Annotated in this window: 24 protein-coding genes and 1 riboswitch; of the genes, 13 read left to right on the top strand and 11 right to left on the bottom strand. The window is 40.8% G+C overall.

Features of this window, described 5'->3' with window-relative positions; all coding sequences use genetic code 11:
- Positions 1-14 precede the first annotated feature (14 nt).
- Positions 15-200: a hypothetical protein gene (locus tag IMZ31_RS22660; protein WP_207530718.1), complete on the bottom strand. Its 186-nt coding sequence runs from the start codon at positions 198-200 to the stop codon at positions 15-17.
- A gap of 62 nt (positions 201-262) precedes the next feature.
- A complete protein-coding gene (locus IMZ31_RS22655) occupies positions 263-592 on the bottom strand; it encodes a hypothetical protein (protein WP_207530717.1) in 330 nt (109 codons plus the stop codon).
- A gap of 87 nt (positions 593-679) precedes the next feature.
- On the opposite strand from IMZ31_RS22655, the gene IMZ31_RS22650 reads away from it, so the two are divergent.
- A complete protein-coding gene (locus tag IMZ31_RS22650; RefSeq protein ID WP_207530716.1) occupies positions 680-967 on the top strand; it encodes a hypothetical protein in 288 nt (95 codons plus the stop codon).
- A 69-nt stretch (positions 968-1,036) separates the two neighbouring features.
- On the top strand, positions 1,037-1,252 hold the full coding sequence (locus tag IMZ31_RS22645; protein ID WP_207530715.1) for a hypothetical protein: 216 nt from the start codon (positions 1,037-1,039) through the stop codon (positions 1,250-1,252).
- A gap of 34 nt (positions 1,253-1,286) precedes the next feature.
- Here the strand turns inward: IMZ31_RS22645 and IMZ31_RS22640 are convergent, their stop codons facing one another.
- From IMZ31_RS22640 to IMZ31_RS22630, 3 genes are all read right to left on the bottom strand, one after another.
- The gene (locus tag IMZ31_RS22640; RefSeq protein ID WP_207530714.1) at positions 1,287-2,414 is read right to left on the bottom strand and encodes an Ig-like domain-containing protein; all 1,128 of its coding nucleotides are present in this window, start codon (positions 2,412-2,414) and stop codon (positions 1,287-1,289) included.
- A gap of 30 nt (positions 2,415-2,444) precedes the next feature.
- Positions 2,445-2,527: riboswitch (cyclic di-GMP riboswitch) on the bottom strand.
- Between the two features lie 266 nt (positions 2,528-2,793).
- The gene (locus tag IMZ31_RS22635; RefSeq protein WP_207530713.1) at positions 2,794-3,009 is read right to left on the bottom strand and encodes a hypothetical protein; all 216 of its coding nucleotides are present in this window, start codon (positions 3,007-3,009) and stop codon (positions 2,794-2,796) included.
- A 132-nt stretch (positions 3,010-3,141) separates the two neighbouring features.
- Positions 3,142-3,936 (bottom strand): hypothetical protein, encoded by a 795-nt coding sequence (locus IMZ31_RS22630; protein WP_207530712.1) that lies wholly within the window; start codon positions 3,934-3,936, stop codon positions 3,142-3,144.
- Between the two features lie 196 nt (positions 3,937-4,132).
- Here IMZ31_RS22630 and IMZ31_RS22625 point away from each other — a divergent pair, with 196 nt between their 5' ends.
- From IMZ31_RS22625 to IMZ31_RS22585, 9 genes are all read left to right on the top strand, one after another.
- Entirely contained in the window at positions 4,133-4,912 is a 780-nt protein-coding gene (locus IMZ31_RS22625) for an apurinic/apyrimidinic endonuclease family protein (protein WP_207530711.1), read from the top strand.
- Positions 4,913-5,038: 126 nt separating this feature from the next.
- Positions 5,039-5,359 (top strand): hypothetical protein, encoded by a 321-nt coding sequence (locus IMZ31_RS22620; RefSeq protein WP_207530710.1) that lies wholly within the window; start codon positions 5,039-5,041, stop codon positions 5,357-5,359.
- 78 nt (positions 5,360-5,437) lie between these two features.
- Positions 5,438-5,812 carry a hypothetical protein gene (locus tag IMZ31_RS22615; protein WP_207530709.1) on the top strand — a complete coding sequence of 125 codons (375 nt, stop codon included), beginning with the start codon at positions 5,438-5,440 and terminating at the stop codon, positions 5,810-5,812.
- Positions 5,813-5,901: 89 nt separating this feature from the next.
- Positions 5,902-6,375, top strand: coding sequence for a hypothetical protein (locus tag IMZ31_RS22610; RefSeq protein ID WP_207530708.1), 474 nt, complete (start codon positions 5,902-5,904; stop codon positions 6,373-6,375).
- A gap of 77 nt (positions 6,376-6,452) precedes the next feature.
- Positions 6,453-6,962, top strand: coding sequence for a hypothetical protein (locus IMZ31_RS22605; RefSeq protein WP_207530707.1), 510 nt, complete (start codon positions 6,453-6,455; stop codon positions 6,960-6,962).
- Positions 6,963-7,028: 66 nt separating this feature from the next.
- A complete protein-coding gene (locus IMZ31_RS22600; protein ID WP_207530706.1) occupies positions 7,029-7,211 on the top strand; it encodes a hypothetical protein in 183 nt (60 codons plus the stop codon).
- 87 nt (positions 7,212-7,298) lie between these two features.
- Positions 7,299-8,684, top strand: a complete 1,386-nt coding sequence (locus tag IMZ31_RS22595; protein ID WP_207530705.1) for an SNIPE associated domain-containing protein — start codon at positions 7,299-7,301, stop codon at positions 8,682-8,684.
- Between the two features lie 191 nt (positions 8,685-8,875).
- Positions 8,876-9,163 (top strand): hypothetical protein, encoded by a 288-nt coding sequence (locus IMZ31_RS22590; protein ID WP_207530704.1) that lies wholly within the window; start codon positions 8,876-8,878, stop codon positions 9,161-9,163.
- Positions 9,164-9,349: 186 nt separating this feature from the next.
- Entirely contained in the window at positions 9,350-9,610 is a 261-nt protein-coding gene (locus IMZ31_RS22585; protein ID WP_207530703.1) for a hypothetical protein, read from the top strand.
- Positions 9,611-9,661: 51 nt separating this feature from the next.
- On the opposite strand, the gene IMZ31_RS22580 is transcribed toward IMZ31_RS22585, so the two are convergent.
- Complete coding sequence (locus IMZ31_RS22580) at positions 9,662-9,865, bottom strand: hypothetical protein (RefSeq protein WP_207530702.1); 204 nt, start codon at positions 9,863-9,865, stop codon at positions 9,662-9,664.
- 184 nt (positions 9,866-10,049) lie between these two features.
- Between IMZ31_RS22580 and IMZ31_RS22575 the strand changes: the two genes are divergently transcribed.
- A complete protein-coding gene (locus IMZ31_RS22575; protein WP_207530701.1) occupies positions 10,050-10,355 on the top strand; it encodes a hypothetical protein in 306 nt (101 codons plus the stop codon).
- A gap of 49 nt (positions 10,356-10,404) precedes the next feature.
- Here IMZ31_RS22575 and IMZ31_RS22570 read toward each other — a convergent pair whose 3' ends face one another.
- From IMZ31_RS22570 to IMZ31_RS22555, 4 genes are all read right to left on the bottom strand, one after another.
- Positions 10,405-10,635 carry a hypothetical protein gene (locus IMZ31_RS22570; protein WP_207530700.1) on the bottom strand — a complete coding sequence of 77 codons (231 nt, stop codon included), beginning with the start codon at positions 10,633-10,635 and terminating at the stop codon, positions 10,405-10,407.
- Positions 10,636-10,763: 128 nt separating this feature from the next.
- Positions 10,764-10,958: a hypothetical protein gene (locus IMZ31_RS22565; RefSeq protein ID WP_207530699.1), complete on the bottom strand. Its 195-nt coding sequence runs from the start codon at positions 10,956-10,958 to the stop codon at positions 10,764-10,766.
- Positions 10,959-10,960: 2 nt separating this feature from the next.
- On the bottom strand, positions 10,961-11,170 hold the full coding sequence (locus IMZ31_RS22560; protein WP_207530698.1) for a hypothetical protein: 210 nt from the start codon (positions 11,168-11,170) through the stop codon (positions 10,961-10,963).
- A 16-nt stretch (positions 11,171-11,186) separates the two neighbouring features.
- The gene (locus IMZ31_RS22555; RefSeq protein WP_207530697.1) at positions 11,187-11,495 is read right to left on the bottom strand and encodes a hypothetical protein; all 309 of its coding nucleotides are present in this window, start codon (positions 11,493-11,495) and stop codon (positions 11,187-11,189) included.
- Between the two features lie 195 nt (positions 11,496-11,690).
- Here IMZ31_RS22555 and IMZ31_RS22550 point away from each other — a divergent pair, with 195 nt between their 5' ends.
- Positions 11,691-12,065: a hypothetical protein gene (locus tag IMZ31_RS22550; protein WP_207530696.1), complete on the top strand. Its 375-nt coding sequence runs from the start codon at positions 11,691-11,693 to the stop codon at positions 12,063-12,065.
- Between the two features lie 33 nt (positions 12,066-12,098).
- Here the strand turns inward: IMZ31_RS22550 and IMZ31_RS22545 are convergent, their stop codons facing one another.
- Positions 12,099-12,671, bottom strand: coding sequence for a hypothetical protein (locus IMZ31_RS22545; RefSeq protein WP_207530695.1), 573 nt, complete (start codon positions 12,669-12,671; stop codon positions 12,099-12,101).
- Between the last annotated feature and the right edge of the window lie 143 nt (positions 12,672-12,814).

Here is a 12,814-nt window from a genome sequence, read left to right as displayed (position 1 = left end):
TTGGGTATCGCTTTTTAGTAGTTTTGTATGTTTGAGTCGTATATGAATGTTTCCGCCGACTCTAATTGTTTCTCTTTTTTTAGCATCTTTAAATCACCTTCTTTGTACACCTTCATTATCTTTTGTTCCTTCTTGCTGTATGTGAAGAGCGTTTTGATCGCTCGTGTTTTGTTCTTTGCTTGTTTCAACAGATTTATCATGTAATTGTCTCCCTTTTTGTTTTTGATTACCCTTATGATAATCAGGAATTTCAATTTGTCATCTACTTTTCTAAAAAAAAATGCACTAAATCTATAAACCTTGGAAAATCTTCAAATTCACGCCCAATCGGAATTTCCTCCTCTCGTAACGCCGATAAACACCCTAAATCATGAACAGCCGCATAGAAAAAACGCCCGAACAACGCACGGTCGTTCTGAAACAACTCCTTCATTTCTCGTTCTGGATCAAAATAAGACGGACTTACAGCAGGAACAAAACAACAGAGACAATGGAGCAATCGTTCCATTTTATCAATCTCACTATCCGTGAACCCAAGCTCCCTTCCTTTTTGGAACCACCTTTCCCGATACGCCCGTCTGATATCTTTCATACCAACACCTCCCCTATTATCCTATGCATCTTTCCTCTTCTTTTATGAAAAGGGATCGAGTAAGATAAAGGTGGAGGTGTTTTGCCTATGAAAATCAAATCAAAAAAAGATATAGCTCTCTTGTTAGAAGACTTCCCTCGATTCACCCCGTTTGATGAGAGAGGAAAGAAACACTACCTTGTTTTTCATGACAAAAAACGAGGAGGAACCTGGACACTCATGCAATACAGGGACGGCGTCATGACACGGCACGGAAAAGGGGAAGGATATTGTGATCAGGGAGAAGAACGATTGTATGAAGAGGATCAAATGAAGTTCCTGTGGGAAAATCGAAAAGCTGTCAATGCCGTGTTGCCTTCTTTATTAGAAGTGTAAAAAAAGCGTTTTCTTTTTCGCGAGATTGGTATTCGTGTTACCCTAAACCAAAAAGAGGGAGCTGATCTCATGACCACGGTTGTTTGCATGATTTCTGTTGTAGATGAGGACGGGGTTCATTTCCAATCACAGCAAAGGTATCCTGCAACGAGAGTAGCTGATATGATGATTATATATGGCGAACGATCAACCCTAGGCATTGAGTACAGTGATCAAAACGAATGGTATAAATCTCACTTTTCTGTCCTTGCTAAACAAGAAACGCCGCTTTTACAGGTCGTCTGATGCAAAAAAACCGATGAGAAATCATCGGTTTTTCTTATCCCTTAATCCAGCTCAGAATCGATTCAATCATGTCATTGAAAGCCTGAAGCGCTTTTTTAAGAACACCTATTTCCTCTTCCTGTGCTTTCAATGTGGATTGATACTTTTCGTTCTTTTCTTTCTCTTTTTGAATTTGTTCTTCTATCGTTTGCTCATAATCCGATTCTTTTTGATCAACTTTTTGTTCCAACTCTTTTTTTGTTTTTTCATTTTGGCTAATTTGATCAGCCAATGCTTTATTGGAAGCAATCAGTTCTTTCAATTCTTCCTCTTTTTTCTTCAGTTCTTTTGGTGCGACAACCTCTTTTTTCGCATCTGTTGGTTTATCTTTCACTTCTGCCTTCTTATCAGCATTCGCTTTAGATTCTTCTTTCTCCACTTCTTTCTTTGTTTCTTCTTTTATATTCTTATCTTCAGCCTGCGCATAAAATTCCTCTGTATGAAGGTTATCGATCACATCTCTTGATGTGTTGACCTTGACGGGTCCTGTATAAGGCGTTCCTGTAACCATTACAGTCGTTTCGTATGTATGGTTCCCCCATTTCGCTTTAACGGTAGCCTTCCCTTCCTTTTTACCCGTTATAACAGGTCTGTTGTTCTTCATTTCAACAGCAGCAACAGAAGGATTGGAAGAAGTCCACGTAGCCTGTCCTGTGACTTCTTCCTCTAACGAAGAGTAAGGATAAGACCCGATTAAATAAAATTCCTCTTTCACATTTGGACGTAACGTTAAATCAGATGGGTAGATTTCTGCTTCCATTTCTGGAACCGTTACAATAAATGATGGAGATGATGCCCCCACGTTTGCCTTAATCTCCGTTTTTCCTGGTCCGACTCGTTCAACAACCATACAGTCTCCCAGGCACTCCCGTAAAACAGCCACACTTTCATCTTCTACCGTATACGTGACGTCTTTTGAGATATTATCTCTTGATCCGTCTTTATATCCGTAAAGAACAAGTGTAGAGCTGTCTAATCTGCCTAGTTCAATTCCTCCGTTCTTAGCCCCCATCCCAAGTTTGAATTCATATCCGTTTTTCAGAGCGGAAGCCGACGAAGGTAAAGCTGAAAGTGCCAATGATAGAGCTAACCCTGTTGCGAAAATCTTTTTGATCATTTTCATATTTATCACCTCTCCTTTTGAAAAAATTCTTCTGGTAGCCAGACGAACGTAGGTCTCCCCTTAGTCTCTAGGCTTTGCGTCCTGACCTTTCGATCAGTTTGCCTTTTTCAAAAAGAATGGTAGGTCTTACGGGGTGTTGATACCATATTTTTGTCTGCTGTGGGTAAAAAAACGATGTTTTTAAAAAGGTATGTACGACAAAAAAAAGGATGCGATGCCCCACCCTTTTCTCTAAGCATATTGTTTCGCGTTTTCTTAGCGCATTCTCTAAAACGGCGAAGAAAAGTCGTTTGTATTTATATGAATTACTCCAAGAACTCCATCAACCACGTATATTGCTCTTTGAAATCTCCTATAAAAATAAAATTCCGTCAAGAACTTAACCTTCTAAATAGTGATACGCTTCTTTCCAACTGTTGAAAGATTTAAAATTAAGATGGTGTAGCCCCTCATTATAATTTTCTGGATCACCTTTAATAACTCCAACAATAACCTTCTTGTTTCTGCTACCTTGCAGTCTATATTGGGGGTTTTGGTTTAGTAAATCACTGTATTTATTTTCTTCTAAAATCTTATTTCTTAATTCTTTTTTCATATTTCAACATCTCCCTTAACTAGAATATTCAACTTGCAAGACGAGAACAAACAGAAATTTGTATATTTAGCCCTATCGCTAACTAAATCCCTGCTCTCAACCACTTGTACACAAAACGCGACCTTATCGATTTTACGCATATTTTTTTGTTTCTTTGATTCGTTCTTCGAGACGACGATTATAAGCCGTTCGGTTTTGTATAAACCGATCGATTTTATGAAGATCATCAACCGTGTTTTTCATGATGAGTTCTACATCGAATTTTTGGATATCCTGGTACATTTCAATATTATTTTTCAATTCACGACGCTCTTTTCGTAAATCCCGATACCACAACATCGCATAATACAATGTAATGGCGTCGCATTTGTCTCGGAGGAGTTGCTTTTCCAGATTTATGATTGCTTCTCCGACACGATTCAAGCTTTCTTTTTCAAGGGTTTTCTCTTTCTTTATATCCTCTTTAAACGAGTGGAAGACCCCTTCTGAAACTTTGACCATTTCTAGCAGCTTCTTTCTGAACTCTTTATAAGCAATGGATAATTTGGGAGGATTTTGCTGAACGAGGATGGTCCTTTGGGTTGTATTCTTAGGCATTTTTCTCGATCGTTTATAGGCATACCATCTATTCAAAACACTTTGAATTTTGTGAACCCTCCTCACGACATTCCCTTGTCCTGAACAAGTCTTTTTCAAACGCCTCGAAAATTCACAAGCTTTTTGAATGGTCGGCCCTTCCCAGTTTTCTATCGCATGAACAACCTGGAAATAGTCATTCCATTCCTCTGTTTTGCGCAAGTTTTTGGATTCTTTCTCAAGAGCGTGTACCATCTCTTCCCCGCGCTGAACCTCTTCCTCATATTCACCAGTTTGATTAAACCGATCAAGAAGACATTCTAAGCTGTAACACATTCCATCCGTTATCACTAGACTTCTTCCTCTCTGGAGTGTTTTCCCTATTATAAGGCGAATGTTAAGCAATTGCTGAAATCTCTATTATTTAATCATTCGGAGTTGCTACTAAGTTTTTATTTGGAGCTCGGGCTCAAAAGCGAAATACCCTTACTCACCCCTTGATTCCTCCTATAAAACTACTATGATTCGATAAAAAGGAGGGATCGCTATGAGCGTCAGCCACCGAGTTAAATCGTCAACAAGCGAAAAAGCGGTTTTAAATCGTTTGCTTTTCTCACCCTGCACATTCGAGTTCCATCTCACAGAACAAGATTTAACCCCAAAAGGAATCCTTCATCTAGAAAAGATGATCACCCTTGTTCAGAGAGAAGGAGCACGTGTTTATCTTCATCACCCTATGACCTACAAAGGGAAACCTCAACACATCCTCTCCCCCGATCTAGAAAGAAAAACCTATTTTCAGTGGAGCACAAAACAATTGGTGGAGATATCCAGGGAATATCAGACAAAAACCGTGCTGCACGGCAATTACCATGAATCGACCCCTATCCCAATTAACGAGCGTAACACAATACAATTATATGAGGAGTTGCAAAAGTATATGGAACGAGGACGTGACCATCTTTTGTTCGAAGACAGCACCTCGGGATTGTTTTCCTACCAAAACAAAGATCTCATCAGCACTGTCATCACTCCTCTTAAGCTCCCCCTCGTTCAGGATTTAAGCCATTCTTTTATCGCGGTAAGAGGAGATCAAAAGCGATTTATCGATCTCGTTCATAGGGTGCATCCTTATGTTCAGTACTATCATGTAGTGGATAGCTTTGGTGAATACCACGACAGCCTCACGATCGGTAAAGGGAAAATCAACTGGAAGGCCGTAAAGCCTTACATCATAGAAAGAGATTACATATTCGAAGTCGGGCTGCGAGATTTTGACCGATGTGACGAAATGGTTGAAAGCGCTTATGTATTTCATAGGATCTAGTACGTTTTTTCCGAAGTGTTATTCCCTTTTCTTTCTTGACTATCGGATTTAGGTCCCTATAATAAGACCGTTTTACACCTCTGTAAGTCCTGACTCAAGCAGGCTTGAGCAAGAAAGGGGTCTTCTATGACGATGTTTTCTACTTTCAAGGATCACTCTCACATTCTCCCACTCCGAAACGCTTACAAGAAAGCTTCAGAAGAGATTGAGAAAGCAAGCGGACTTTACTTAACGCTTAATCCATCTACAAACTCTCTTATGATTTCGCTGCCCGAACACCTCGAACATCCCCTCGTTCAATCAATCCTGACTGTGTTCTTTGACCTGTCTAGTGAAATTGAACGAAAAGAGAACGCCTTTCACCTAAAGGGGTACCACACTCAAAATGCCCACCTGGCGCTTATTCTCCTGTCAGAACTATCGTATCCAAGACACGTTGTATCGTAATAAGGCGATCCTGTTCGCCTTTTTTTACGCCCTCCCTTCCCGCCGTGCTACACTGATAAAAAAGAGAGGTTGATGAAGATGGAAAACGAATGGATCTTAACAGACGATGGCACGGTTCCCCAGTGGGTGAAAAAGGAAACTGAAAAAGAATTTGATGTTCTTGAAATTGTTCCTTTTTATGGGGATGAGGAAGAAGCCTCTTATACGATCAAATCCATCTATGTGGATTTATCTGATTACTCTGACGAGGAAATCCTGAACGAAATCAAACCGTTTGGATATGAATCAAAGGAAGAAGTCCATGAAACTTATAAAGAAGAGGCCAACAGAATTCTAGCCGAATGCATCGCCGAAAATATGACAGAAGAGGACCGCGACAACTTTTCGGAACATGAAGTGAAAGAATTCATGAAAAAAAACTACGGAATCACGGTAGATTGGAAATTAGAGTAACCAAAAAACTCCTTTTAAGAAGGAGTTTTTTTGCTTGCCTTGACTATTTATCTCTCATATATATAAAGGGAAAAAGAGGAGGCGATATTATGAATAAATCAAATACACTTATAGCATTATTAATAGCTGTACTCATCGGCTTGTCTACTGCATTTGCTGAAACCTATACGTACTCTGTTACGATTGAAGAACCAGTGATTGGAATTGATGTAACAGCTACGAACGCAGACAACTCAACAAAACTATTGTCCCAAACCACGTTGAATACAAATCAAATCAATATATCCGACACCATTCAAATCGACAATACGGGCAATACTGCAATTGATGTGATAGTAGAAAATCAATCAAATAACAGTTTGAGCTCTATGGGTAGCGATGCCTACCCTAATTATTACATTATGACGTACAGCGGTACACGATTATACGAAGATACACCAGAAACGATCACAACGCTTAACCCTTCAGATTCCTTTTCTGATACGTTGGATATCGAAATTGGGTGGGACACAAATCCTGGGACTTATGAATTTGTTGTAGAATATACAGCGCAAGCTCAATAGCGATAAAGCAGGATGACATAATAAAAAAGGGAAAGCCCCCTCCTTTTACTAATGAGTAAAAGGAGGAGGCGATTTTTATGAAAAGAATCATACCTTTACTTTTCCTTATATTCTTTTGCACCCCCGCCTTAATAAACGCGGAAGGTCTGCGGTTATCGCCAGCAAAAATCACGTTGAATTCTCCTGTTCCAATTGGCGTGAAAACCCATTTGCAAACGTATACGGTATACAACGACTCCGACCAAGAGAAAGTTGTTTCCATAGAGACAGGCAGCGGAATTTTTTCTGACAAAGAGAAAGTACTCATCCCTCCTGGCAACACTGACACATTTTCCGTTTACGCCATATTAGATTCGAAGGACGCCTCATCAGAACCTTCCACCAAAAAGGTAACTGTCCGTACGAACTCAGGTGATTATTCTGGCATTCGGTTAATTGCCTCTATCACGCTGGAAACAGAACAACTGTTATTTCATGAAAAAATTTTATTGTTTCTCGTAACGCATAAACTGAAAGTGATACCTATAACTGCTTTAGGGTATTTAATTTTGTTACTTTTGAAACGAAAGAAGACAAAACATACATAAATTCTTGTTTGATATTTCCCCCAAATAATCCCTTAAGCGTTATACTGTTCCAAAGGAGATGATCCCTTGGTTGGAACATTTGATGAGGACAAAGAACCCCTGCTGCTCACGAGAGATGAACTGCTCCAGTACCATCGATTATTGAAGCACCTGGATGAATGCTGGTTCTTCCTGCCTTCGCTATGGTATCAATTTCGAATAAAACGTTTGGTGTCAAAAGGTAAAAAACGAAGCGAAGAGGCCGAATAAGCCTCTTTTTCCTTCGTTCAGTTTTTGTGCAAAGACTCAGGGTGGTCTGATATACTGGAAGAAACAAACAGTAAGGGAGAGGATTTCGTGAAAAAACCTTGGTATCTATCGACGTGGTTCATTTCGCTCAATTTTGCGCTTAGTTTTTTATATGTCCCCATCGTTTCGGGCATCATCCTTCTGATCTTGGAACAGCGCAGGCAAAAAAGAATCGATCAAACGATTGAAGAAGCAGGACTCGATGAGCCCGTACGCTTACAGGAGAAAGTCACAGAGCTTGAGAGATCTATCGAACGACTCTCAGCCCAAGAGGAGCAGCAGAAGAAGAAAACAGAAAAATTAAACGAAGAATGGCGAAAAAAGAAAGAAAAAATGGACGAGGAAATCAGTCAAAAGAAAGGCGAACTCATTGTCCTCGATGATGAGCTCTTATTCCAATCGTACGGCTTCTACGATCCAAAATACGACCTTGAATCATCCACGCAATATAAGGTTCGCTTAGACACCATCCGTCAACGCCAGAAAAGCATGGTCAAAGACAACGGAGCCACCCACTATCCAACGAACTTCACACTTGATGGGGATAAGAAAAAAGGCCAGGCGCTCGTCAACAACATTATCAAAATGACGGTTCGTTCCTTTAACAATGAATGCGACTCCACAATCCAGAAAGTCAAACACTCGAATATTGAAGCGAGCGAAAAACGCATTCGCAAATCCTTTGAACAGTTGAACAAGTACAACAAATACAACAATGTTTCCTTAAAGCAATCGTACCTCGATCTGAAATTAGAAGAGCTGTACCTCGCTTATGAATACGCCAGACAAGTGGAAGCCGAAAAAGAAGAACAACGTCAGATCAAAGAACAGATGCGAGAAGAGGCAAAAGTTCAAAAAGAAATCGCCAAGCAGCGCGAGAAACTTGAAAAAGATGAGGCTCACTTCCAAAAAGCCTTAAAACAAGCGGAATCCCGCCTGGCGACGGCAAATGACGAATTACGGAGAGAATTGGAAGCGAAAATGGCGGAATATCAGGCAAAACTTGATAGCCTGAAAGAGGAAAAAGAACAAGTCGATTATCGTGAACAAAACGCCAAAGCAGGTTATGTCTATATTATTTCAAACATCGGTTCGTTCGGTGAGGGGGTCTATAAAATTGGTATGACCCGACGTCTTGAGCCCATGGACCGAGTGAAAGAACTCGGAGATGCCTCTGTACCGTTTACGTTCGACGTGCACGGTATGATTTTCTCGAATGACGCGCCAGCTTTAGAAAACGCCCTACACCATGCTTTCGATGACAAACGCTTGAACAAAATGAATAACCGAAAAGAATTCTTCCGTGTTTCTCTTGATGCGATCGAACAGGAAGTAAAGAAAAATCATGACCGAACACTCGAGCTTACCAAACTCGCAGAAGCAGAAGAATACCGCCAATCGATTGCAAGGAAACAAGAAAGTGCAGCCAGTTAACCTTGTCGTAGCGCATCCCTATCAGGATGCGCTACTTTTATTTTTAAAAAATCCTCCCATAAGCCATAAGTTGGAGTAAGAACGACAGATGCACCTATCTTCATAGTATGTTTCAATAAGAGTAACGAGCTCCTCATACTATCAAATAACCAAAAATCTCTCTGCCAAGATTGGAAGAAAGGACCGTTCTTATGATGCTTATCGAGGTAACCCATATGCGTTCGCCTCATGATTCAATTCCACAAAAGAAGACAGTCGTCCGTGAGAGCTTAACCGATCTTTTTATAGAACTCCTAAAAAACGAAACCTTGCGCATGTTGGTCGACAAAGGATGCTCGCTCGATACAGAACACAGGGGAGAACATGAACTGGTCATCGAATGTTCCCATGACACGCTACCCCTATACGGGTGTTGGCACCTTCGTATGATTAAAGTATTGAAGAAAGAACGAAACGACTCCTCAACAAATCTCAACTAAATGCATCTGGGGCGCGGAAACAATCACCCCTTTGATGATGAAGAGGACGAGGAACTAGAGGAAGAATTTGATACGGAAAGGGAAAAAACGAAGAAGAGGAAACCCAATAAAACGATCCCTGCTGGATCGTTTTTTCTTTTTAAATGACTTCATTTTCCGTATACTTGACGAGAAAGGAGGGTACCCATGCTCACAAAAGCCGAAATGGAACACCAATGGATCCACCACGGGGTGATAACCACTCATGTTGATGTGACACTCGAAGAACTCATCGAAAGCGATTACGGCATCTTTCTAAATATCCTTTCTGAACGGATCACAGGGGACATTCTGACGCTTGATGAAATCAAATATGATATTGCAGCGCATGACGCCAAAACGCTAACCCTGCTCGTTACAGCGGAACCTGCCACATGGAATAATCGTTTTGAATCTTTATCCTCGTAACCAAAATGAACAGGTTCATAAAACGCAAAAAACGCCTTTAAAAGGCGTTTTTTATCCACTGGAATGCTTCTTTTTATATTCATCAAACGAAACAATCTCACCCTGCCGATTATCTTCAGTCTCCTTCATTGACCCTAACACATTTTCCACGTGTGACATCCACCTCTTTTTTATATCCGCATCTTTACCCTTATCAATCTCCCAATCCCCTAGCGCCTCCTCTAATTTCTCTAGTTTTTTTATCACACTTCTCATCACGTTTCCCCCTATCTCCCAGTTCATGTGTAATCCACCTTGCTAGTATAACGTGATCCCAATCCTCGAGAGAAAATTCCCTTCTCTTTTTTATACTGTTTTTAAAATCACAAAGCTTTTCTTTGTTTTTTTCCCAAACCATTAAAATCCAGGTATGATAAGTAAAACAAGAGAGGATGATCATATGTACATCATATCCGTTACTGAAAAATTCGATGGGGAGTTCGCGACAGGGATTGAAGCTGTGGTGGAGGAGAACGCTGTCATCGGTACGTTTAAAGACATTGTCAAAAACAAAAAAGCCATCATGCTCCAAGTTTTGCAGGAAAATGATGAAGACAAAGAATACGAGATTCACGGCGCTTGGAACGATTACTACACGTGTTATCGTTTATCAGAAATGAACGATTGGAATGGGTTCGAGTTTGACATCACCATCACGCGTGTAGAAGGAGATAAAAAAGAAAAGATTATGCTCGACGCTTCGTAAATCAAAAAACCTATGCAACCTGCATAGGTTTTTCTTATTCTTTAACATGTCAGATTTTTTTTCGTCTGTAAAACAGCACCTTAACGGCTATCCCGATAAAGAAGGCAACATCAATTGCGATGATGATAAACCCTTCGAAAAGCATTGGTTCTATGATCGGTGGCGGTTGATTCATGATTCGCGGGTAAATGAAGATAACAAAAATCATCAAAGCATTTAAACCAAGGAATGCTTTTCCATTAACTATCATTTCTCGCTTCAACACCACTTTTTGATTCATAAGCTGCGACTCCCCTCTCCCACTTTCGATCATCTTTTTTGCGCAAGGAGAATGATTCGAAAAGCATCTTATAATCGAGCATAGTATCCGCTTCTTATTAAGAATAAAGTCGGGAACTAGCCTTAATCTTAATAACGCCCTTCAAATTTTGAATCCAATACGGCTCCCCGCAAGTCCTGTTCGTGTTTCTTCGCCTTTTTCGCCTCATCCATATATCTAGCGATAAAGGCCTGGGCCTCCTCTTTGGTTTCTACATGAAACGTACACCCTAACACTTCTTCCATCCATTCAATGCATGAGACTTGCTTTGTCGTGGGTTTCATCGTTACGCCTCCTTCTTTAAGACCGTGAAGTTATAAACCCCGTGCAACTTAGATTTTGGGTGGTCAGGTGGATAGCACCTCGTTCTGACCCCTTTGATCGATGCCAATCTTTCAATATCCCTGTAACAGAATACAGAATGGAAGGTGTAGGTCTGCCCCTCCACCACATAGTCAAAGAAAGAATCACGATTTCGAACCGTTAGAGTCTTCATTGAATCTGCCCCTCTCTTATTTCGTGAACCGTTTATAAAAGAACCTATACTGCTGACACCGCTCTTCTGTTTCAAAGAGCTCGCTGATTTCCCGACGCCACACGACAAAGTATTTGACCATAAACCCAACCAGAAGCGTACCATCCATAACAGCCAACATCGAGTACCCCAAAAACCTCGGGGAGATAATCGGGTTCGGTGGAGCGATGACTTCGGCAAAGAAAACCGTCAGGAGGAGCATGAACCCGTTCATACCCAAAAATAGTTTTCCATAATAGACCCATTCCTGTTTTAAGACCAACATATCGCGCTTCAAATTCTTCAATATACGAACCCTTCCTTCTTCTTTCTTTATAGTATACATGAGGTGATGCTTGCTTGGATGGTTCTTTTGTTGTTTTTTAACTCGGAGTTACTACTTAGTCCTTATAATAAATAATAAAAAAACGACCTCACCTATTACCTTCTGATACTTCCTTTCTTATACTGAAGAAAATTTATGATCTTAGGAGGGAATATGATGAGCCAATCATCAAAAGAAATCAAGCTTGAGAAAAAGGCAAAAAAATCCGAAAAGTTTTGGAATATGCTGGGCAATAAAATTGTTCCACTCCTTATTGCTGCGCTTGTTGTGACAGGTTTAGGTGCAGGTGGCTATCTTTACGCGACCTCCCTTACCCAAAAAGATGTTCTGACAAAGAATATCCATTCATTCCACAGAACAGGAGAACCGCCCATTTCATCTGTTGAAAACCTTTCCTACAAAGGGAAGGATGATGCTTATCTGCTCGGAAACAAACGGTTCTATACGTTCCAAAGCGAGGGCAGTACTTACATAGCTGAAACCGACTATACAGGTCACTCGGTCCTTCGCATTTATCGCCCAGAATCATAAAAACACAGGGGGTCTCAACCCCCTGTGTTTTTATTAAGAAACTCTGTCCGATAGTTCTGTCAACCACTCGTCATAAATGCTTACGATGTCTTCCAGGGATTGCTGGCTTTTAGATTCAACTCGCCCCTTTCCAACTGAATCCGTACCAAGGAGGGCAATGGTATATAGCGGTGTCCTGTCCTCCCTCAAACTCATTCCGACGACCAATCGTCCTTTCTTGCCCTCATAAGAGCAAAAAACCACTTCTCGTCTGTCCTCATAATAATATTCCCCGTCTCCCGTCACGTCCTTGAACCTTTTCCCGATCCCATCAACGAGACATTGCAGGATCTCTCTTTCAATGGCATCAGAGGAAACATTCACGGTCTCCTCTTTCATCACTCTGAACACCATTCCCGCACCCTCTTCTGCCTTTTCGAAATACAAAGGACGTTTCCCGATCACATGCACCGCGTACGGGGTGCTGGATCTTGGCATTTTATAAAAAACGACCCGTCTTCCTTTTGGTAAAGATCCTTCGTACAACAGTATGTTTCCGAATGGGTCTGATGTAACGAGCATCTTTTCTTTTTCCAAATGAGCTAACACATGGTGTAATACGTTCATTATGATCTCCCTTTCTGACTCTTTTCCTTTCACTGTATGCACGGGAAAAGAAGATATACATGATCTCCCCGCCTAAAGATCGCTTTCCTTTTTTCTCACCCCTTTTAGTTTCGGTGCTACAATAAAGCCACAAAACCAAGAGA

The organism is Pontibacillus sp. ALD_SL1 (assembly GCF_017355605.1).
This window is presented reverse-complemented; position numbering and strand designations above follow the sequence as displayed.